This is a genomic window from Streptomyces fructofermentans, assembly GCF_014651055.1.
In the GTDB taxonomy this organism is placed as follows: domain Bacteria; phylum Actinomycetota; class Actinomycetes; order Streptomycetales; family Streptomycetaceae; genus Streptomyces; species Streptomyces fructofermentans.
On sequence record NZ_BMWD01000020.1, the window covers coordinates 55,755 to 76,960 of the forward strand.

Genomic DNA, 21,206 nt, shown 5'->3' on the forward strand with positions numbered 1-21,206 from the left:
GCGGCACCCAGGGCCGCCACGTAGCGAGCGGGGAGGTAACGCGCGGCAATGCGTCGGATCACGGCGGCAACCTCGCATCGTCAACGTAGGCCAGCGTATTAAGTCGGCGTCATCGTGCGCTTAACGCGCCGCTTAACCTAGGACGAGTTCGGCTCCGGGGCAAGAGTGCAGTTCAGCCACTCGGCGGCCGCACCGCGCGCGCCAAGTGAGCTGTTACGTGACGGAAGTTGGATACCCCGCGGGTGTAAGTCGGCTTACTGGCATGCTTACGCCATGGCCGAGCGCGACGACCCGGGAATCATCGGGCGCAGAGTGCAGCAACTGCGTACGGAACGCGGGCTGACACAGAAGCAGTTGGCGGAACCCGCCTACACACCCGCGTACGTCTCCACGCTGGAGGCGGGCCGGGTAAGGCCCTCCGAGGAGGCGCTGCGGCACATCGCCCAGCGCCTCGGAGTCGCGTACGACGAGCTGGCCACCGGCCGGCCCGCCCACCTCGCCACGGACCTGCGGCTGCGGCTCACCGACGCCCAGCGGACGCTGGCGACGGGCGAGGCGGAGGTCGCCGCCGAGCAGTACACCGCGCTGCTCGCGGAGGCCGAGGCGAACGGCCTCGACGCCGAGTGCGCCGCCGCCCTGCTGGGACTCGGCGAGTGCGCTCTGGACACCGGTGACCTGGCCACGGCACGGCTGCGCTTCGAGCAGTCCGAGCAGCGCCTCGCGGACGAGCCGCTGCCGGTGCGGGTGCCCGCGCTGCGCGGCCGGGCCGTCTCGCACTACTTGGCGGGCGAACTCCGGTACGCCTGCTACCTGCTGGAGTCGGCGCTCGACGAGCTGAACCGGGGCGGGCTGCACGACCCGGACGCGCTGCTGCTGCTGTACACGGCGGTGATCGCCCCGTACATGGACATGGGGGCTCACGCGCGGGCCGCCCAGGCCGCGGAACTCGCCCTGACACTGGCCCCGCAGGTCGGCGATCCCGCGCTGGTGGCCCGAATGCACCGGTCCGTCGCCCGCACGATGATCGCGGAGGGCCGGATCGCCGAGGCCGACGTCTCGCTGGGGAAGGCCGCGGAGCTGTACCGGCAGCTCCAGATCCGTACGGAACTCGCCAACTGCCACTGGATGCGCGGGTACCTCCACGCCCAGAACGGCGACATGGAGCGCGCGGAGAGCGAACTGCGCGAGGCCCAGGCGATGCTGTCCGCCAAGCGGGCCGCGCTCTACACCAGCCAGGTCGCCGTGGAGCTGGCGGACGTCCTGCACCGGAGGGGCAAGTCGGACGAGGCGGCGGCCCTGCTGCACGACGTCCTCGGCGACCTGAACTCCGAGCGCGGCGCGGTCCATTCCGCTGCCGCCCACCGGCTGCTCGGGATCATCGCGGAGCACGCCCGGGACACGGAGACGGCCGAGGAGCACTACGTCCGCGCGCTGAGCCTGCTCGAACGGGCGGGCGCGGCGGGCGACCTCGCCGACCTCTGCCGGCTGCTGGGCGACCTGCTCAGACGCACGGGGCGGATCGAGGCGGCGCTGGACGCCTACCGCACGGGCCTCGGCCACCGGACCGCGCCGGGCACCACGACCCTCGGCCCGGCACCGGCGCACCCGCCGCTCTGAGCGTCCCCCGGCACGGGTCCTTGCCACCTCGGCGGCCGCGCGCCCCGGGAGTGGCGGACCCGGGAGTGGCGGACCCGGGTCACACCCGGGTCCCCAGCCGGTCGAGGTGGCGCCGGACGTCGTCCAGGGCCCCCCGCGTGCGGCCCGGGACGCGTCGGCGCAGAGCGGCCAGCGCCACCCCCAGCTCGCGGGCCCGCGCCGCGTCGCCGATCCGGCCCCACTGGTGGTGGGCCCGGTCGACTGCCGCCTCGACGCCGGGGGCGTCCGGGGCCTGCCCGGCCGCCAGCCGCGCGTCGGCCACCGCGAGCCAGGTCCGGCAGCTGCGCTCGGCGTCGCCCGCGAGCATGGCCAGGTCGGCCCGCACCTCCATCCAGTGGACGGCCCCGCCGGCCCCCGGTCCCCCTTCGCCGCGCGCGGCCCGCTCCCACCGCTCGGCCAACGCGTCGGCCTCGTCGTGCCGGCCGCCCTCGACGGCGGCACTGATCTCGGCGTGCGGGTCGGAAGGCACGCGCCCCGGCTCGGGTTCGGGTTCGGGCACCCGCACCAGCGCCGGTTCGATCGGCACCGGCTCGGACACCGGCGCGGGGACGACGGGGTGCGCCCTGGGCCGGACCGCGGCGGTGTGCGCCGCGGGCGGGTCGAGGTCGGGGGCAGGGTGCGCCGCGGGCGGATCGGGGACGGGCGCCTGCGCCGGTGAGGGCAGGAACGCGGCCGCCGGACCGGGCGTCGTCGTGTGGGCGGGCCCGGCAGCCTTCGCGTGGGCGGTCCCGACCGCCGGGACACGCGGCGCCGTGGGCGGGACGGCGGCCGGGACCGGGGCGGGCGCCGCGGCCGGCTCCGGCGCGGGCACGGCCGCGGGGCCGGGTGCGGGCACGGAGCCGGGGCCCGGCACCGGGACCGGGGCGGTCACGGGCGCGAACGGGGCCGGGGGCCGGCCCGGCACCGCGAACGGTCCGGGCGGCGGCGCGGCCGGGTCCACCGCCAGCACGAGATCGCGGCGGGCGGCCCCGGGCTCCTCCGCGGTCGAGCGGGCCAGCGCCTGCTCGTGGAGGTCCGCCAGGGGCGGGCGCAGACCACTGCGCAACAACGTGGCCAGCGCCCTCATGTACGCGGGGGCCGCCACCGAGCGGCGCGGGGGAGGCGGGGCCACCCGGCCGAACAGCCGGGTGCCGGGCCCGGCGCCGAGCGGCCGGGCGACCAGGTGCCGCCAGGCCTCCGCGTCGGCGTGCAGGTCGACCAGGAGGGTCGTACTGCCGGGGGCGCGCAGCCGGAGTTCCTCGGGAATCCAGTGCCAGGGGAAGCCCGTGTAGCGGACGGTCGCCGGGGTCGTGCGGGCGAGCGCGAGGTGCGGCAGCCGCTGGCGGCGGTCGAGCTGGAGCTGGCCCGTCAGGAAGACGGTGAGCGGTCCGGGCGCGGTCGCGGCGGCCCGCAGCCTGGTCAGGACGGCCTGGGGTTCCAGCGGGTCGGCGAGTTCGACGACGTTCGCCGTCTCCGTGCCCGCGAGCACGGAGGGCGCCACCGCCGCGAGCACGGGGAGCACCGACGCGGCGTCCACCAGGCACCCCCTGCCCACCGGCGACGCCGCGATCAGCAGCACGGTTCCGGGCATGGCCGTCGTCTCCTCCCCCTCGATCACCACGGCAGCACCGTAACGGGTGCGGCTGCAAAGGGGGGTGTCCGCCGGTGACCGGGCGGCGGCCGGCGGCCGCCCGGTCACTCCCGGACCCGGCGCACCGCGAAGATCGTGGTGTCGTCCCCGAGGCGTCCGGCGCTGTGGCGCAGGGTGCCGTCACGGACCAGTTCGACCAGCCGCCGGGGGTGCGCGGACGCGGGGTCGGTCGAGACCGCGAGCGCCACCCGTTCGTGCAGCGGGAAGAAGACGCCCTCGGCGTCCCGGGCCTCGGTCACCCCGTCGGTGAACATGAGCAGCGTCTCGTCGGCTCCCAGGACCACCGGGCGGACCGGCGGCAGGCCCGGCCCCGACCTGGCCAGCGACCCGAGCCCCAGCGGCAGGCCGTCACCGGGCGGCAGCGCGCGCACCCCCGCGGAGCCCGCCACCAGCGGCGGTTCGTGGCCGAAGTTGACGACCTCGACCCGGCCGCCGGGGGCGCCGGGCAGCGGGAAGGCGACGAGGACGGCGGTCGCGAAGCGCTCGACGCCCCGGGCGCTGTCCGAGTCCTGTTCGGCGAGGTCCTCCAGGTACTTCCGGTGGCGGCCCATCCGGATCTCCAGCCGTTCGGCGACCACCGCCAGAGACGCCTCGTGGTAGGCGGACTCCCGGAACGTGCCGAGCAGCGCGGCCGCCGTCTCGACCGCGGGCAGGCCCTTGCCCTGCACATCGCCCAGCAGGACCCTCGTGCCGTGCGGGCCCGGCTGGATGTCGTAGAAGTCGCCGCCGACGCGGGCCTCGCTGTCGGCCGCCAGGTACACGGCCGCGTGCTCCAGACCGGCCCACGGCGTGGGCAGCGGCCGCAGCACGGTGCGCCGCGTGGTGTCGGCGACGTCCCGCATGTGCAGCATCCGCCGCTCGCCGCGCACCCGCACCGCGCAGGCCAGGGTGGCCAGCGCCCCGCCGACGGCGACGAGGATGAAGTCGGGGAGCCCGGACTGGTACTGGTGCGGCCAGGCGTTGTCCATCTCGATGTACGTGAGGAGCGCCAGCACGGCGAAGACGGCCGTGCCCCGCACTCCGCAGATGGCCGCCGCGATGCCGGGCACCAGGACGATCCAGGAGATGATCCTGAACTCCCCCGAGCTGTTCCAGTCGATCGTCGCGATCGCGAGGAGCAGCACCAGCGGGGGCAGCCAGGCGACGCTGCGCCCACGTACGCGCAGGGGGTGCTGCCGCTGGGCACGCCCACGCGTGCCGTCACCGGCGACGTCGTGGCCGCTCACCCGCTCAGCGAAGCACGGCCCGCCGGGGGCCGCACGCCGGGAAGCGGCAGCTCACGCGCTCCGTGCGGCCCTGCGGCCCGGTGTGCGGGCCGCACACCGGGCCGCGCTCCGGGCCGCCGCGCGGACGGGCCGCGGCGGCCCCCACCGAGTTGCCCGCGCGTTCCCCCGGGTGTGCCCTGGAAGGCAGGGAAACAAGGAGAGAGGAGTGCTGTCATGGCTCATGCGGCACCCGCGTCATCCACCCGTACGCCCGCCGTCTCCCGGCTGGCGGCGCCCGTGCTGGGCGCCATCGTCTACGGCCTGTGGGCCGCGGCCATCGGCCGCGACGCCGGCCCGATCACCGGCTGGAACGTCCTGCTGGGCTTCGTCACGGCGATCGCCTTCGCCGTGGGCTTCCAGGCCGTCCGGGCCGTCTCCCCACGACTGCCGCGCGAACTGCGCGCCTTCGCGTGGGCGGCGTTCGCGGGCTGCGCGTTCGGCTTCATCTACAGCCTCACCGACGCCTCGGTCGTGAAGTCGGCGGCCCTGGCCTGCCTGGTGGGGGCGAGCGTGGGCGGGGTGGTGTTCTACCGCTCCTACACACACGAGGCCTGACCGCCGCACGACCTGTGACGGTTCCCGGACCCCCTACGCGGTTCCGGGGCCCCGGCCCCCAAGCCGGGGCCCCGGAATCGTACGGACGGTCCGGGAACCACCCACAACTCCCCGTCCCGGACCACCCGTTCCCCGGGTTCTCCGCCTGCCGGGCACCCACTCCCGGCCCGAACCCGAGGCGTCTGGGGAACCGCCGCCCTCCGGGCCCGCACACCGGGGCCGGAGCGGCGTGGCAGCGCCGCCGCCTGGCGGTTCCTGGGGGAGCGCGGGGCCGGGGGACCGTGTCCGGCCGGCCTGCTCTCCCCAGAACCAGGAAACACCCGTTCGGGGGAACCCTCCACCGGAGGCCCGCAGGCCCCGGCCCGCACGGCACCGGCCGGCCCGCCCCGCGGAGCCCGGCACCACGTCCCGCACGAACCCCGCGACGCGTCCCGTACGGACCTCGGGACCCGGCTCGTACGAACCCCGCGACCCGTCCCGTACGGGCCTCGGGACCCGGCTCGTACGAACCCCGCGACCCGGCTCGTACGAGCCCGTCGACCCGACCGTACGGGCCTCGGGACCCGGCTCGTACGAGCCCGTCGACCCGACCGTACGGGCCTCGGGACCCGGCTCGTACCGGCCCGCCGACCCGACCGCACGGGCCGTGCGCCGGCCCCAGTACGCACCGGGGGCACGACCCGCGGAAGCCCGGGACCCGACCCGCAAGAGCCCGCAGGACGCGGGACCCGACCCGCAGGCCCCGGCGGACGCGAGCGCACCCGAGCATCCGGCGGCGCGGGTCCGCGGAACCCCGTACCGCGGCCGTGCGGGCCCGGTGGGGCGACCCGTACGGACCGGGAGCGCGGCCCCCACGGGCCCGGAGGACAGGGCCCGCACGGATTCCCCGCCGTTCCGCCGATGAGTTCCCGCGCCGCCGGAGGTCTGCACCTCCAGACCGGTCGAGGACCACGACCCGGGCACTGCCGGGGGAACGGGCCCGGCCCCGCGGCCCCCCCCCCGGGGCGGCGGACGGGCCCGAGGGGACGCGGAAGCGGCGCCGGAGGACCTCGCGGGAGCACGACAGCAGTCACGGCCGGCGACGGCCGACCACGAGAACGAAGCGGATGGGCGGACCGACATGACGAGCAGCAACCGCACCGGCCCCTGGTCGGGGCCGGCCATCGAGACGGCGGGCCTGGTGAAGACCTTCGGCGACAACCGCGCGGTCGACGGCGTGGACCTGCGGATCGAGGCGGGCACCGTGTACGGCCTGCTCGGTCCGAACGGGGCGGGCAAGACCACGACCGTACGCATGCTGGCCACCCTGCTGCGCCCCGACGGCGGAGAGGCCCATGTCTTCGGCCACGACGTCGTACGGGAGGCGGACACCGTGAGGAGCCGGGTGAGCCTGACCGGCCAGTACGCCTCGGTGGACGAGGACCTCACGGGCACCGAGAACCTCGTCCTGCTGGCCCGGCTGACCGGCCACTCCAAGAAGGCCTCGTACGACCGCGCCGGACAGCTCCTGGACGCCTTCGGGCTGGCGGAGGCCGCGGACCGCCAGGTCAAGAACTACTCGGGAGGGATGCGGCGCCGCATCGACATCGCCGCGTCCATCCTCAACACCCCGGACCTGCTCTTCCTCGACGAGCCGACGACGGGTCTGGACCCGCGCAGCCGCAACCAGGTCTGGGAGATCGTCCGGGCCGTCGTCGCGCAGGGGACGACGGTGCTGCTGACGACCCAGTACCTGGACGAGGCGGACCAGTTGGCGTCCCGGATCGCCGTCATCGACAAGGGCAGGGTCATCGCCGAGGGCACCAAGGGCGAGCTCAAGGCGTCGGTCGGCGCGGGAGCCGTGCACGTACGGCTGCGGGACGCGCACCGGCGGCCGGAGGCCGAACGCCTGCTGCGCCGGGCCCTGGACGCCGAGGTCGAGCCGGAGCCGGACCCGGTGGCGCTGACGGCCCGGGTGGGCAACGACTCGGGCGACGGCGGCGCCGTCGCCGAGAAGGCGTCCCGCGCCCTCGCCGAGCTGGCGCGCGCGGGCATCACGGTCGACAACTTCTCGCTGGGCCAGCCGAGTCTGGACGAGGTGTTCCTGGCCCTCACCGGAAAGCACGAGCACACCGGGGCGACCTCCCCGGCGGAGCAGACGAAGGAGGCCACGGCATGAGCGCCACGACCACGACCGCCGAGACGGCGGAGCCGGCCCCGGTCCACGCCGAGAGCCTGGCCCGGCTGCTCGTCGCCGGGGAGAGGCCGCCGCGCCCCAACGCGCTGCGGACGTCCCTCACGTTCGGCTGGCGGGCGATGCTCAAGATCAAGCACGTGCCCGAGCAGCTCTTCGACGTGACGGCGTTCCCGATCATGATGGTGCTGATGTACACGTACCTCTTCGGAGGGGCCCTGGCGGGCTCCCCGACGCAGTACCTCCAGTACCTGCTGCCGGGCATCCTGGTGATGTCCGTCGTCATGATCACGATGTACACGGGCGTCTCGGTCAACACGGACATCGAGAAGGGCGTCTTCGACCGCTTCCGCTCGCTGCCGATCTGGCGCCCCTCGACGATGGTCGGCTATCTGCTCGGGGACGCGCTGCGCTACACGATCGCGTCGATCGTGATGCTCGCGGTGGGCCTGCTGATGGGCTTCCGGCCCGACGGCGGCTTCATGGGGGTGGCGGCCGGGGTGCTCCTGCTCCTGGTCTTCTCGTTCGCCTTCTCCTGGGTGTGGACGATGTTCGGCCTGCTGCTGCGCACGGAGAAGTCGGTCATGGGCGTGAGCATGATGGTGCTGTTCCCGCTGACCTTCCTCAGCGACATCTTCGTGCGCCCCGAGACGATGCCGGGATGGCTCCAGGCCTTCGTCAACAACAACCCGGTCACCCATGTGGCCGCCGCCGTGCGCGGGCTGATGCAGGGTTCCTGGCCGAGCATGGAGATCGCCTGGTCGCTGGGCTGGGCCGCCCTGCTGATCGCGGTCTTCGGACCGGTGACGATGCGGCTCTACAACCGCAAGTAGCAGCCCCGGGTGCGTCCCCCGCAGGACTGGAGTCCCGCCTCCGGATGCGTCCACCCGGCCGTGCCCCGATGGCGGGGGGCGCGGCCGGGGGCCCTGCTTGAGGGGTGCGGAAAGTCCTCTCGGCGGTGCTGATCGTGCTCGCCTGCGTCCTCTGGCCGCTGGGCGGCCTCTCGGCGTGGGCGACGTACGAGATCGGCGACACCGGGCGGTACGTGGCCGCGGTGGCGCCGCTCGCCGCGGGACCCGACGTGCGGGGCGCGGTCACCGACACGGTCACGGACGGCATCATGCGCGAGGTCCGGGTCGGCTCGCTGGAGGGCGAGGTCCGCGCGTACGTCCGCAGGGCGGTCCGGTCCTTCACCGGTACGGAGGCCTTCCGCGCCGCCTGGAGCACGGCGAACCGCACGGCGCACGACGCCGTCCTGCGGGCACTGCGCAGCGGGCGCGACGGCGCGGTCACGCTCGACCTCGCGCCCGTCACCGAGCAGTTGCGCACCCGGCTCACCGACGACCGGGTGCCGCTGGCGGACCGCATCCCCGTCGCGCACACGGAGATCACGGTCCTCGACGCCCGGGAGCTGACCACGCTCCGGAAGGGGTTCCACATGCTGGAGTTCGCGGGTTTCTGGCTGCCCGTCGCGGCGGTCGCCCTGGCCTTCGGCGGCATCCTCCTGGCGGTCCGCCGCCGGCGGGCCGTCACGGCCACCGCCCTCGGGATGGCCCTGGGCGCCGCCCTGCTGGCCCTCGCCACCGTCGTCGGCCGCCGTCTGACCCTCGCCGGGCTGCCGCCGCACGTCTCGCGGGCGGCGGCGGGCGCGGTCTACGACGCCCTCACGGCCACCCTGCTGACGGCCGCCTGGTTCATCCTCGCCCTCGGCCTCACCGTGGCCGCGGCGACCTGGCTCACGGAGTGGCGCGCGCGACGTCGCGCAGCGTCCGCAGGGCCCTCCCCAGCACCGGCACCGGAACGGACGCGAGCCCGAGCCTGACGGCGTCCGGGGCGCCCCCGGGGCCCACCGCGAAGGCGGGCCCGGGCGTGACGGCGACGCCCTGCGCGGCGGCGGCCGCCGTGAAGGTGTCCGCGCGCCACGGCGCGGGCAGCTCCCACCAGGCGTAGTACGCGCCCGGGTCGGCCCGGACCGTGAAGGCTCCCAGGTGCTCCGCGACCAGTCGCTGCCGCCGGGCCGCGTCGGCCCGCTTGCGCCCGGCGAGCCGTTCGACGGTGCCGTCCCGGATCCATCGCGTCCCCGCCTCCAGCGCGAACCGTCCCGCCGTCCACCCGCCCGCGCGCAGGGCGCGTTCGGCCGGCTCGGCCCGCCCCTCGGGCACGACCAGGAAGCCGACGGTCAGTCCGGGCGCCACCCGCTTGGACAGCCCGTCGACCACGTGGACGCGCTCGGGGGCGTACGCGGCGAGCGGCACGCCGCCCTCGTGGAGGAAGGACCAGACGCGGTCCTCCACGACCGGCAGGTCCGCCTCCCGGACCACCTCCGCGAGAGCGCGCCTGCGGGCGTCCCCCATCGTCGCCGAGGTCGGGTTGTGCAGCGTCGGCTGGCAGTACACGGCGGAGAGCGGCGCGGCCCGGTGGGCGGCGGCGACGGCGTCGGGCCGCAGCCCCTCCTCGTCGGTCGCGAGTGGCACGAGCGTGCGGCCGATCCGCTCCGCGATGTCCTTGACCAGCGGGTACGTCAGCGCCTCCACCCCGACGCGCCCGCCGGGGCGCACCAGCGCGGCGAGCAGGCCCGCGACGGCCTGGCGCGCGTTCCCGGCGAACAGCAGCCGCTCCGGGGCGGGCCGCCAGCCCGGACCGGCCAGCAGCCCGGCGGCCGCGGCGCGTGCCTCCGGGGTCCCGGCGGCGGGGACGGTCCGGGTCGCCTCGCCCAGAGCGCCGGGCCGCAGCAGCGGCGCGAGTCCCTCCGCGAGCAGTTCCTCCTGCCCCTCGACGGTGGGGTAGTTGAGCTCCAGGTTGACGGTGGCGGTCGTCGCGGCCTCGGCGAGGGCCCGCCCCGACGGCACCGGCGAGGCCCGCACGAACGTGCCCCGCCCGACCTCGCCGACGACGAGACCGCGCCGCACGAGTTCGCCGTACACGCGCCCCGCCGTGGAGACCGCGATGCGCCGCCGGCGGGCGAACACCCGCTGCGGGGGCAGCCGCTGACCCGCTTCGAGCCGCCCCGAGAGGATCTCCTCGGCCAGCCGGTCGGCGATCCGCCGGTAGTCCGCCACGTCCATCCCGCCCCTCTTCCCACGTCTTCCCGTGTCGTTCGGCGTCTTCCCGTGTCGTTCGGCGTCTTCCCGTGTCGTTCGGCGTCTTTCCGTGTCGTTCGGCGTCTTTCCGTGTCGTTCGGCGTCTTCCCGCATTGCACCGAGAGCAAAGATTTTATTGCACCGAGCAGTTGGGCCGTCCTAGGGTCCGTTCCATGGCTCCCTTCCTCGCATTCGAGGACAAAGGGGTGCGTTCCTCCGACGCGCTGCCCCTCGTCCTGATCCACGGCCATCCCTTCGACCGCACGATGTGGGCCCCGCAGGTCGCCGCGTTCGCCCCCGGGCGCCGGGTGATCGTCCCGGACCTGCGGGGCTACGGCGCCTCCCCGGTGGTCCCCGGAGTCACCCCGCTCTCCGTGTTCGCCGACGACATCGCGGCGCTCCTCGACGACCTCGGGGTCGGCGCGTTCGCCCTGGCCGGACTGTCCATGGGCGGCCAGATCGCCATGGAGTGCTACGCCCGGTTCCCGGAGCGGATCCGGGCGCTGGTGCTGGCGGACACCTTCCCGGCGGCGGAGACCCCGGCGGGCCGGGCGGCCCGCAACGCGGCGGCGGACCGGCTCCTGCGCGAGGGCATGGGCCCGTACGCGGACGAGGTCCTGTACCGGATGGTCGCGCCGTACGCCGATCCGGCCGTGGCGGCGCACGTCCACCGCATGATGACGGGCGCGCCCCCGGAGGGCGCGGCGGCGGCGCTGCGGGGCCGCGCCGAACGCCCCGACTACCGCGCGCTGCTGACCCGTGTCGCGGTGCCCGCGCTGGTCGTGGTGGGCGAGGACGACACGTACACCCCGGTGGCGGAGGCCCGCGCCATGCACGAGGCGATCGAGGGCTCCGTGCTCCGGGTCGTCGCGCGGGCGGCCCATCTGCCGAACCTGGAGCGGCCCGAGGAGTTCGACGCGGCACTCGCGGGACTGCTGGAGGGTCTGTGAGTACGCCCGTCCGCGTCCCCGGGATGCGCGGGCGGCCGGGGCGGGCGACCATGCGCTTGACCCGTGAGGAGGCACCATGACCCCGCGCAGCACCACCGGGGAACCGCTCCCGGCCCGTTCCGTATGGGCCAACGCGGGGACGGCGTTCGCCGGCGTCCTGATGACGGTCGGCGGCGTGCTCGACGTCCTCAACGGCATCGCCGGCATCGCGGGGGACGACGTCTACGAGCCCGTCGGGGACTACGTCTACTCGCTCGGCCTCACCGGCTGGGGCTGGATCCACGTGGTGGTCGGCGCGCTGGTCGCCCTCACCGGCCTCGGCATCCTGAAGGGCTTCGACGCCGCCCGTGCCTTCGGGGTCGGGCTCGCCGCCCTGTACCTCGTCGAGAACTTCATGTTCCTGCCGTACGCCCCCGTCTGGTCCACCGTCTCGATCGCCGTGGCCGTCTTCGTGATCTGGGCGCTGATCGCCGCCCCGCGCGCGACCCGCTGAACGCGGGCACCCGCGCGGGGCGCGGGCCGGCCGTGCCGGGGCGCGACCCGGCACCGCTCGCAACCCCCGCCCCCCGTTTCCCGTCCTCACGGGGGAACCGGCAGACGAAAGGGACGGACTTGGGCAGCGCGGCGGCGGGTGCGTCCACGGGGCGCGCGGGAACGGGGGACGTGCTCCCCACGCGGCGGCGGGGCCGCGCCCGGGCCGTCCGCGCGGCCGCCGCGCTCCTGCTCACCGGCGTCGGTGCCGTCGTCGGCTCCCGCGCCGCGGACACCGACGCCGTCACGCCCGTGCCGCAGCTCCTCGCCTTCCTCCCCTGGCTCCTCGCGCCGACCGCCGCGGCCCTCCTGCTGGCCGCCCTCGCCCGCTGGCGCACCGGCCTCGTGTGGGGAGTGGCGACCCTCGCCGCGGTGGCCTGGTTCATCGAGCCGTACGGGAAGACCTCGGCGCCACCGGGTCCCGCCGTCGCGCGGGTGCGCGTGCTGACCTCGAACGTGGAGTTCGGCCGGGCCACCGACCCGCTCGTCGAGGCGATCGGCCGGCAGGACCCGGACATCGTGTTCGTCCAGGAGTGCGACCACGGCTGCGCCGACACACTGCGGCGCACCCTCTCCGGGGACGGGGACGGCGGCTACCCCTACCGGCAGGAGGTCGTCGGCGCGGGCTCCGAGGGTTCCGTCATCCTCAGCCGCCACCCCCTCGATCCGGCAGCCGGCATCCCGGCCACCATGGGCATGCCCGGCGCGACGGCCGACGTGCGGGGCCACCGGATCCGCCTCCAGCTCGCGCACCCCATGCCTCCCCTCCCCGGGCACCTGTCGACCTGGCGCTCGGAGCTGTCCGCGCTGCGCGACCGGGCGGCGGCGAACCGGGCCCGCCCGACCGTCCTCGCCGGCGACTTCAACGCCACCCAGGACCACGCCGCCTTCCGCCGCATCCTGGACGCGGGGTACGAGGACGCCGCCCGGCTCACCGGGGCGGCCCGCACCCCGAGCTGGCCCGCCGCGACGGCCCCGCCCCTGGGCGCCCAGATCGACCACGTCCTGGTGTCCCGGGACTTCTCGGCGAGCCGCGCCCGCTTCCTCGACCTGGCGGACACGGACCACCGGGCCCTGGTCGTCGACCTGACGCTGCACCGGCGCCGGTGAAAGCAGCGTGGGCCGCCCCTGTGCAGGAGGGGCGGCCCACGCCGGTGGGGGGTGGGTCGTGCGGTTCGTGGGACCTAGCGGTCCTGGTTCACCTTCTCCAGCGCCTTCGCGAGCCCGTTGACCCAGAGCTGGTTCACCCGGGCCCGCTCGCGCGCGTCGGGGTTGGCGTTGGTGCAGGACGTGCCCGGCCCGCCGCCCGACATCAGCTCGCTGCACGGTCCGGAGTAGTGGTCGGGCAGCCCGAGCACGTGCCCGGTCTCGTGCGCGGTGACCCGCGTGGAGTTGTAGCGCCGGTTCTGGGCGTAGTCGAGGAAGATGTAGCCGCGTCCGTGCCCGTCCGTGGAGGCGTACGAGCCCCGCGAGTCGTTGCCCTCGCGGTACGTGAAGTCGGCGTTGGACCCCGACTGGAGCCTGACGTTGGTGACGGAGCTGTTCCAGATCTGCGTACTGCGGGCTATCTGGGCGCTGAAGGTCGGCGCCGCCGAGGCGTTGTAGACCACGGTGACGGCGGCGGCCCCGGGGTTCGCCGCCCGCTTCTCGGCCACCGACGTCAGCACGGCGTCGAAGAAGGCCTCGTTGGCCTCGGTCTCCTCGGCGGACCCGTGGTAGCCGACGACGGGCGCGGCCTGCGCCGCGGGGGCGGCGGAGGCGGGAACCGCGCCGAGCACACCTGCCGCCAGACCGAGGCCGGCCAGGGCCGACACGGCGCGGGGCAGGGAGCGCGGGGACACACGCAGGGACGGTCTCATCGATGACTCCTTGAGTGGGGGGTGAAGTCGTCACCGGTGAGTTTCGGCGCCTGTGCGGCGGCTGTGATGATGGCAAACGGCGATAGGACGCTGCTATCGGATCGCGTTCGGCCGCCCAACTCGGCTGTTTTGGATGGGGTTTGTGCGTCTGGTGTACGCCGTTGTTCCGCTTTAGGCTCCGGCGGCATGGACCTCGAGGTGAGGCACCTCCGCGCGCTGTGCGCCATAGCCGACACGGGCAGCCTGCACCGGGCGGCCCGCCAGCTCGGGGTGGCCCAGCCGTCGTTGAGCACCCAGCTCAAGCGCATCGAGCAGGAGCTCGGCGGCGCGCTCTTCCTGCGGGAGCGCACCGGCTGCCGGCCGACCCGGCTCGGCCGTGTCGTCCTCGGCCGCGCCCGCCCGCTGGTGGCCGAAATGCACGCCCTGGTCACCGAGGCGCGGGCCGCCGCCATGGACGACGACGGCCCGCAGCTCCGTATCGGCTCCACCGCCAGCCGCGCCCTCGCGGGCTGGCTGCGCAGGCTGCGCGCCCGCAAGCGCGAACCGCTCCTCCAGATGGACGTGTCCGCGAACTCCCTGCTGCGCATGCTCGCCGACGGCCGCCTCGACGTGGCCTTCGTGCACGAGGTGGAGGGCAGTCCGCTGCGCGTCCCGGACGGTCTGCGGCTGCGCGTCCTGGTCGAACGCGAGCCGCAGTTCGTCTCGCTGCCCGCCGACCATCCGGCCGCGGTCCACCCGGTGGTACGGCTCTCCGAGCTGGCCGGGGACCGCTGGATGGTGGACCCCACGGTCGACGGCGAGTGGGACGCCGTGCACCGCATGCTGCGCGGGGCCGGGATCAGTCCCCGGGTGCTGCACGGCGACTACCACACGGCTGCCTCCCTGGTGGCGACCGGCGAGGTCGTCACGGTCTGCCAGCCGACCTGCCAGCCCCGGCCCGAGATGGCGGTACGCCGCATCCACGGCGACCCGCTCGGGGTGCGGCTGCTGCTCGCGGCGCGTACGGAGGCCGAGCTGGACTCCGTCTACCCGGAGCTGTCGCAGGCGTACCAGGAGGTCGCCCGGCAGGCGCCGGGGTACCGGGAGTGGCTGGAAGAGGCCGGTGTGTGACGCCCCCCCGGGCCGGCTCGGCGGGACGGCGGGCGGGTCATGGGCCGCGCCCCGGCGGACGGGCAGGGACGCGGCCGGGCCGGGCGCCCTCCCCTCGTGAGGGCGCCCGGCCGCTCACACGCCGATGTCGCCGCCGTCCTTGCGCCAGACCGCGACGACCGCCGGGCGCACGATCCGGCCCGGGCCGTCGGGCCAGGTGCTCGCCGGGTTCTCGACGGTCGCGCCGGTGATCTCCCCCGGGTGCTGCACCGCCACGAGGACACGGCGGTCCTGGACGATCGGGCCGCAGGTCTCGGCACCCTTCGGCACGGTCAGGAACTGCTTCAGCTCACCGCGCCGCCCGCCCGTGGTCGCCACGCCGAACAGGCCGTCGTGGGAGCCGAGCTGTGCGCCGTCGGTGGAGATCCACAGGTTGCCGTGCGGGTCGAACGCCACGTTGTCCGGGCAGGAGATCTGGCTGACCCTGTCCTTCGGGAAGCCCGCGAAGTACGTGGCGGGGTCCTTCGGGTCGCCGGCGACGAGGAACAGCGACCAGCCGAAGCTCGTGGCGTCGGCGCGGTTGCGGCGCTCGGTGAGCTCCAGGATGTGCCCGTGCTTGTTGGCGTTGCGCGGGTTGGCCTCGTCCGCCTTGGCGTTGGAGCCCACACCGCGGTTGGTGTTGTTCGTCAGCGCGACGTACACCTTGCCGGTGCGCGGGGACGGCTGGACGTCCTCGGGGCGGTCCATCTTCGTGGCGCCCACCTTGTCGCCGGCGAGGCGGGTGAAGACGTAGACCTCCTCCGCGGTCATGCCCTCGACGTGCGAGACGGCGCCCTTCGCGGTGGCGGTGGCCAGCGGGATCCAGGTGCCGCCGCCGTCGAACTCGCCGTCGGCCGGGAGCCTGCCGGTGCCGTCGATCTCGATCGCCGGGGAGTCGCCGGTGAGTCTGGCGACGTACAGCGTGCCCTCGTCCAGCAGGGTCAGGTTGTGCTCGCGGGCGGCACGGCTGCTGCCGTGGCGCATCCGCTTGCTGCCGACGAACTTGTACAGGTAGTCGAAGCGCTCGTCGTCGCCGGAGTAGGCGACCGGGCGGCCGTCGTCCGTGAGGCGGATGGTCGCGCCCTCGTGCTTGAACCTGCCGAGCGCGGTGCGCTTGCGGGGCTTCGAGCCCGGGTCGTACGGGTCCAGCTCGACGATGTAGCCGAAGCGGTGCACCTCGTTGGGCTCGCGCGCGACGTCGAAGCGCTGGTCGAAGCGCTCCCACTTGCGCTCGGTGGCCCCCGTGCCGATGCCGTAGCGGGCGTCCGTCGTGCGGCTCGCGTTGGCGAAGTACTGGTTGAAGTTCTCCTCGCCGTGCAGCGTCGTGCCCCACGGGGTCTCGCCGCCGGCGCAGTTGTTCAGCGTGCCGAGGACCTTCCTGCCGGTCGGGTCGGCGGAGGTCCGCAGCAGCGCCGAGCCGGCGGCCGGGCCGGTCACCTCGAACTCCGTGGTCGCGGTGACCCGGCGGTTCAGCCGGTGCCGGGGCACGGCGGTGAGCCTGCCGCTCCTGCGGTCCTCCTCGACCACGACGACGCCGAGGCCGTGCGCGGCCCAGGCCACCTCCACCTGCTCACGGGTCGGGGCGGCCGGGTCGTACCCCTTGAACATCAGGATCTCGTCCGTGTACTCGTGGTTCGCCACGAGCAGCTGCCGGCCGCGCTCGCCGGGGAGCGGGAGCAGGGCGAGGAAGTCGTTGTTGTAGCCGAACTGGCCGGCCTGCGCCGCGGCGGTCTGCCGGTCGGGGTCGAAGGCGGGGGCGCCCCGCAGGATGGGCTCGCCCCAGCGGATCACCACGTTCTGGCCGTATCCCTCGGGGACCGTCACGGCGTCGGCGGTGTTCGGCGCCACCGGGGTGAAGCGCAGGCCCCGTGCCGCCCTGCCGCCGGTGAAGGACTCCGGGGCGGCGCCCGGGGCCCGCTCGGCGGTCCGGGCGGCGGCCGGTGCGGCGCCCGCCCCGACGACCGCGGTGCCCGCGGCCGCCGCGACCGTCACGGCGGCGGCCGCGCGCATCATCGAGCGGCGGCCGAGCGCTCCGGCGATGACGTCGCCGGCGTATTCGTTGGTGCTGGTGTTGGGCACCGCGTGGAAGCAGGCGTCACCGCAGCGGTACCGGCAGGTCATCGCGGAGCGGCCGCCCGGGTGTGAGCCGGTCGGGCCGATCAGTGGCAGCAGGTCGCGCACGTTCCCTCCCCTATCTCTGTGTCGGGCGTGACGCTATGGGGACGCGCGTGCGGGGGCGCGGACGTGAGGTGAACGGAGAGTGAACCGGCTCTGGACGAAGGGGTGTTGACACCGACGTCCGTACGGGACCCAGATCGTTGTTCGGGCCGGATAAAGATCTTCGATCCTGGCGGCTAACCTTACGTGTCCGTCCTGGCCAGGGATTGACGGAACAACTCATGCGAAGGGTTGCGCACATGGGCATTCTCAACCTCCTGCGGAATGCGTTCGGAAAGTCACGCAAGGAGGACGCTGCCGCCACCTCCGCCACCACCGCTGCCGCCACCTCCGAAGCGAGCGTGCCGGCCGCCCGGCAGGAGACGGCTCCCGAGCCCACGCCTGCGGCAGCCGAGCCGGACGTCCCGGTGCCGGCACCCGCCACCGAGTCCAAGGCCTCCGTGGTCGACGAGCTGGTTTCGGCCGCGTTCGACAACGTGACGGTCCCGAAGCAGGCTGCCGCGACGGACGGGCCGTCCCCCGCCGCCGAGCCGGAGCCGGAGCCCGTCGTGGCCGAGGCCGCGCCGGAACCCGCCACCGCCGAGCCGGAGCCGGTCGCCGTCGTGGCCGAGCCCGTAGCGGCCGAGCCCGTCGCCGAGGTCGAGCCCGAGCCCGTGGTCGCGGAGGTGGCCCCCGAGGCCGCCCCGGAACCCGAGCCGGTCGCCGAGGTCGAGCCCGAGCCCGTCGCCGAGCCGGAGCCCACTCCCGAGCCGGTCGTGGCCGAGCCCGAGCCCGTCGCCGAGGTCGAGCCCGAGCCCGTCGTGGCCGAGCCTCTCGCCGAAGTCGCGCCCGAGCCGGTCGTGGCCGAGGTCGAGCCCGTCGCCGTCACCGAGCCGGTCGTGGCCGAGGTCGAGCCGGAGCCCGTCGTGGCCGAGGCCGCCCCCGAGCCCGTCGCCGTCACCGAGCCGGAGCCGGAGCCCGTCGTCGAGCCGGAGCCCAGCCCCGAGCCGGTCGTCGCGGAAGCCGCCCCCGAGCCGGAGACCGCCCCGGAGCCCACTCCCGAGCCCGTCGTGGCCGAGGTCGAGCCCGAGCCGGTCGTGGCCGAGGTCGCCCCCGAGCCCGAGCCGGTCGCCGTCGTGGCCGAGCCGGTGGTGGCCGAGCCCGTCGCCGAGGTCGAGCCCGAGCCCGTCGTGGCCGAGGTCGCCCCCGAGCCCGTTGCCGCCGAGGCCGGTGACGGTGCCGTCCCCGCGACCCCGCTCGACAGCGTCACCTCGCGTGCCCCGGGTCTCGCCTCCGCCTACGAGGCCGCCTCCGCCGCCCTGGCGAAGCACGACCTCACCGGCACCCGGGCCAAGGTCTACCTCGTCCTGGACCGCTCGTCCTCGATGCGCCCGTACTACAAGGACGGCTCCGCCCAGGCCCTCGGCGAGCAGACCCTCGCCCTCGCCGCCCACCTCGACCCGGAGTCGACCGTCCACGTCGTCTTCTTCTCCACCGAACTGGACGGCACCGGCGAACTCACCCTCGCCGACCACGAGAACAGGGTCGACGAGCTGCACGGCTCCCTCGGCCGCATGGGCCGCACGAGCTACCACGTCGCGGTCGAGGAGGTGCTCGCGCAGCACGACCGGTCGGACACCCCGGCGGCGCCCGCACTCGTGGTGTTCCAGACGGACGGCGCCCCGGACGCCAAGACCCCGGCCACCCAGGCCCTCACGGACGCGGCCAAGACCCATGCCGCCGTCTTCTTCTCGTTCGTCGCGTTCGGCGAGCACGAGAACAAGGCCTTCGACTACCTGCGGAAGCTGAAGACGGACAACACCGCCTTCTTCCACGCGGGTCCGACCCCGCGCGAACTGACCGACGCGGAGATCTTCGAGGGCGTCCTCGCGAACTGGCGCCCGTAACGGGGCACACACCCCCGACGGACCCACGGCACACCCCGGGCCGCCCGCTCCCACCCCGTAAAAGGAGGAGCGGGCGGCCCACCCGTGTCGGCTACGATTTCAAGGTTCGTAGACGGTCGAAGCACAACGAATCCGTCACCCCGTGTAGCGACTTGGGAGCAGCCCGCAATGGCTCGACACCTCATCACCAGCGCCCTTCCGTACATCAACGGGATCAAGCACCTGGGCAACATGGTGGGGTCCATGCTCCCGGCCGACGTGTACGCCCGGTACCTCCGCCAGCGCGGCCACGACGTCCTCTACATCTGCGCCACGGACGAGCACGGCACACCCGCCGAACTCGCGGCGAAGGAGCGGGGCCTGCCGGTCGACGAGTTCTGCGCGCAGGCGCACGACGCGCAGAAGGCGGTCTACGACGGCTTCGAGCTGGCCTTCGACTACTTCGGCCGCAGCTCCAGCCCGGAGAACCGCGAGATCACCCAGCACTTCGCCCGCCGGCTGAACGAGAACGGCTTCATCGAGGAACGGGCCATCCGCCAGGTCTACTCCCCGGCCGACGGCCGCTTCCTCCCGGACCGCTACGTCGAGGGCACCTGCCCGCACTGCGGTTACGACAAGGCCCGCGGCGACCAGTGCGAGAACTGCACGCGTGTCCTCGACCCCACGGACCTGATCAACCCGCGTTCGGCGATCTCCGGCTCGACGGACCTGGAGGTCCGCGAGACGAAGCACCTCTTCCTCCTCCAGTCGAAGCTCCAGCACGAGGTCGAGGAGTGGGTGGCCCGGCACGAGGACGAGTGGCCCCAGCTCGCCTCGTCCATCGCCCGCAAGTGGCTGAACGAGGGCCTGCACGACCGTGCCATCACCCGTGACCTGGACTGGGGCGTGCCGGTCCCGGCCGACACCTGGCCCGAGCTGGCCGCCGAGGGCAAGGTCTTCTACGTCTGGTTCGACGCCCCGATCGAGTACATCGGCGCGACGAAGGAGTGGGCGGACCAGGACCCGCAGGACCGCGACTGGAAGTCCTGGTGGTACGAGGCGGACACCGGCGAGAACCCGGTCCGCTACACGCAGTTCATGGCGAAGGACAACGTCCCGTTCCACACGGTGATGTTCCCGGCGACCGAACTCGGCGTGCGCGAGCCCTGGAAGAAGGTCGACTACGTCAAGGCCTTCAACTGGCTGACGTACTACGGCGGAAAGTTCTCCACCTCCCAGCGGCGCGGTGTCTTCACCGACCAGGCGCTGGACATCCTCCCGGCGGACTACTGGCGCTACTTCCTCATCGCCAACGCCCCGGAGTCGGACGACTCGTCCTTCACCTGGGAGCACTTCACGGCGACGGTGAACAAGGACCTGGCGGACACCCTCGGGAACTTCGTCAACCGCGTGCTCTCCTTCTCCAGGAAGCGCTTCGGCGACGAGGTCCCCGCGGGAGCGGCGGCGGGCGAGTCCGAGACGCGGCTCGGCGAGGAGATCGCCGGCCTGCTCGCCGAGTACGAGACCCAGATGGACGCCCTCCAGTACCGCAAGGCCGCGGCGGCGCTGCGCGCCCTGTGGTCGGCGGGCAACTCCTACCTGGAGGAGAAGGCCCCCTGGCTGGAGATCAAGACCAACCCCGAGGGCGCGGCACTGACCCTGCGTACGGCGATGAACCTGATCCACCTGTACTCGGTGGTCTCGCAGCCCTTCATCCCGTCCTCGGCCCAGGCCATGCGCTCGGCGTTCGCCCTCGCCGACGACACGGCGACATGGGTGACCGCGGACGGGGCGAGGTCCCTGGACTCGGTTCCCGCGGGCACCGCCTTCACCGTCCCGCCGGTCCTCTTCGCCAAGATCACGGACGAGGACCTGGAGGCGTACAAGGAGCGCTTCGGCGGCGCCCCGGAGTAGCACCGCGCGTTCCCTGAAAGGGGGTGGCCGACGTCGTACGCGTTACGACGTCGGCCACCCCCTTTCTCCGTCTCCCGCACGGCCGCAGCCGCAGCCGGAACGCCGCACGTGGGGGGCGGCGCGCTCCACCGCGGGCGCGCGCGATGGCGACTCACACGGGCGGGTGAGGTCGGAATCCGCGTCGCCCCAGGACGCGGGCGGGGGGCGCCGCAGCGGGAGGGGGCGCGGTACTTCCCGGTGCGCGGCCGATCGGCCCGACATCGATTGACGCGTCCAGGTGCCAGACGTCGAGGCCCGTTATGTCCGTGACATAGGGGAAGTGCACCATCTTTCGGACAAGGACCTCCGGACGGCCTTCGCCGGGTCCGGCCCCGCGGGCGGTCCGTGCGCCACCGACCTGCGGGGCCGGACCGTACAACCAA

16 protein-coding genes are annotated in these 21,206 nt (G+C 74.4%); 11 read left to right on the forward strand and 5 right to left on the reverse strand.

Annotated elements, in window-relative coordinates; translation table 11 throughout:
* The first annotated feature begins 273 nt into the window (after positions 1 to 273).
* Positions 274 to 1,617, forward strand: coding sequence for a helix-turn-helix domain-containing protein (locus IE265_RS25205; RefSeq protein ID WP_190037965.1), 1,344 nt, complete (start codon positions 274 to 276; stop codon positions 1,615 to 1,617).
* A gap of 79 nt (positions 1,618 to 1,696) precedes the next feature.
* On the opposite strand, the gene IE265_RS25210 is transcribed toward IE265_RS25205, so the two are convergent.
* Positions 1,697 to 3,256, reverse strand: a complete 1,560-nt coding sequence (locus IE265_RS25210; protein WP_308434816.1) for a hypothetical protein — start codon at positions 3,254 to 3,256, stop codon at positions 1,697 to 1,699.
* A gap of 74 nt (positions 3,257 to 3,330) precedes the next feature.
* Positions 3,331 to 4,512, reverse strand: a complete 1,182-nt coding sequence (locus tag IE265_RS25215; protein ID WP_190037966.1) for a PP2C family protein-serine/threonine phosphatase — start codon at positions 4,510 to 4,512, stop codon at positions 3,331 to 3,333.
* A gap of 213 nt (positions 4,513 to 4,725) precedes the next feature.
* Here IE265_RS25215 and IE265_RS25220 point away from each other — a divergent pair, with 213 nt between their 5' ends.
* From IE265_RS25220 to IE265_RS25235, 4 genes are all read left to right on the forward strand, one after another.
* Complete coding sequence (locus tag IE265_RS25220; RefSeq protein WP_190037967.1) at positions 4,726 to 5,106, forward strand: hypothetical protein; 381 nt, start codon at positions 4,726 to 4,728, stop codon at positions 5,104 to 5,106.
* Positions 5,107 to 6,226: 1,120 nt separating this feature from the next.
* A complete protein-coding gene (locus IE265_RS25225) occupies positions 6,227 to 7,264 on the forward strand; it encodes an ATP-binding cassette domain-containing protein (RefSeq protein ID WP_190037968.1) in 1,038 nt (345 codons plus the stop codon).
* Positions 7,261 to 8,112, forward strand: coding sequence for an ABC transporter permease (locus tag IE265_RS25230; RefSeq protein ID WP_190037969.1), 852 nt, complete (start codon positions 7,261 to 7,263; stop codon positions 8,110 to 8,112). Before IE265_RS25225 ends, IE265_RS25230 begins: the two co-directional genes overlap by 4 nt.
* A gap of 104 nt (positions 8,113 to 8,216) precedes the next feature.
* Positions 8,217 to 9,101 (forward strand): hypothetical protein, encoded by an 885-nt coding sequence (locus tag IE265_RS25235; RefSeq protein WP_190037970.1) that lies wholly within the window; start codon positions 8,217 to 8,219, stop codon positions 9,099 to 9,101.
* Here IE265_RS25235 and IE265_RS25240 read toward each other — a convergent pair.
* Complete coding sequence (locus IE265_RS25240) at positions 9,016 to 10,338, reverse strand: aminotransferase-like domain-containing protein (protein WP_190038055.1); 1,323 nt, start codon at positions 10,336 to 10,338, stop codon at positions 9,016 to 9,018. The genes IE265_RS25235 and IE265_RS25240 overlap by 86 nt on opposite strands.
* A gap of 194 nt (positions 10,339 to 10,532) precedes the next feature.
* Between IE265_RS25240 and IE265_RS25245 the strand changes: the two genes are divergently transcribed.
* From IE265_RS25245 to IE265_RS25255, 3 genes are all read left to right on the forward strand, one after another.
* Positions 10,533 to 11,309: an alpha/beta fold hydrolase gene (locus IE265_RS25245; RefSeq protein ID WP_190037971.1), complete on the forward strand. Its 777-nt coding sequence runs from the start codon at positions 10,533 to 10,535 to the stop codon at positions 11,307 to 11,309.
* Between the two features lie 76 nt (positions 11,310 to 11,385).
* Positions 11,386 to 11,802, forward strand: a complete 417-nt coding sequence (locus IE265_RS25250) for a DUF7144 family membrane protein (RefSeq protein WP_190037972.1) — start codon at positions 11,386 to 11,388, stop codon at positions 11,800 to 11,802.
* A 170-nt stretch (positions 11,803 to 11,972) separates the two neighbouring features.
* Positions 11,973 to 12,950 (forward strand): endonuclease/exonuclease/phosphatase family protein, encoded by a 978-nt coding sequence (locus IE265_RS25255; protein ID WP_229916499.1) that lies wholly within the window; start codon positions 11,973 to 11,975, stop codon positions 12,948 to 12,950.
* Positions 12,951 to 13,024: 74 nt separating this feature from the next.
* Here the strand turns inward: IE265_RS25255 and snpA are convergent, their stop codons facing one another.
* Positions 13,025 to 13,699: a snapalysin gene (snpA, locus tag IE265_RS25260; RefSeq protein ID WP_190037974.1), complete on the reverse strand. Its 675-nt coding sequence runs from the start codon at positions 13,697 to 13,699 to the stop codon at positions 13,025 to 13,027.
* A gap of 186 nt (positions 13,700 to 13,885) precedes the next feature.
* Between snpA and IE265_RS25265 the strand changes: the two genes are divergently transcribed.
* Positions 13,886 to 14,809: a LysR family transcriptional regulator gene (locus tag IE265_RS25265; protein ID WP_190037975.1), complete on the forward strand. Its 924-nt coding sequence runs from the start codon at positions 13,886 to 13,888 to the stop codon at positions 14,807 to 14,809.
* Between the two features lie 114 nt (positions 14,810 to 14,923).
* Here the strand turns inward: IE265_RS25265 and IE265_RS25270 are convergent, their stop codons facing one another.
* A complete protein-coding gene (locus tag IE265_RS25270) occupies positions 14,924 to 17,008 on the reverse strand; it encodes a PhoX family protein (RefSeq protein WP_190037976.1) in 2,085 nt (694 codons plus the stop codon).
* Positions 17,009 to 17,244: 236 nt separating this feature from the next.
* Here IE265_RS25270 and IE265_RS25275 point away from each other — a divergent pair, with 236 nt between their 5' ends.
* A complete protein-coding gene (locus IE265_RS25275) occupies positions 17,245 to 18,891 on the forward strand; it encodes a VWA domain-containing protein (RefSeq protein ID WP_190037977.1) in 1,647 nt (548 codons plus the stop codon).
* 168 nt (positions 18,892 to 19,059) lie between these two features.
* Positions 19,060 to 20,784, forward strand: a complete 1,725-nt coding sequence (gene metG, locus IE265_RS25280) for a methionine--tRNA ligase (protein ID WP_190037978.1) — start codon at positions 19,060 to 19,062, stop codon at positions 20,782 to 20,784.
* The last annotated feature ends 422 nt before the right edge of the window (positions 20,785 to 21,206 follow it).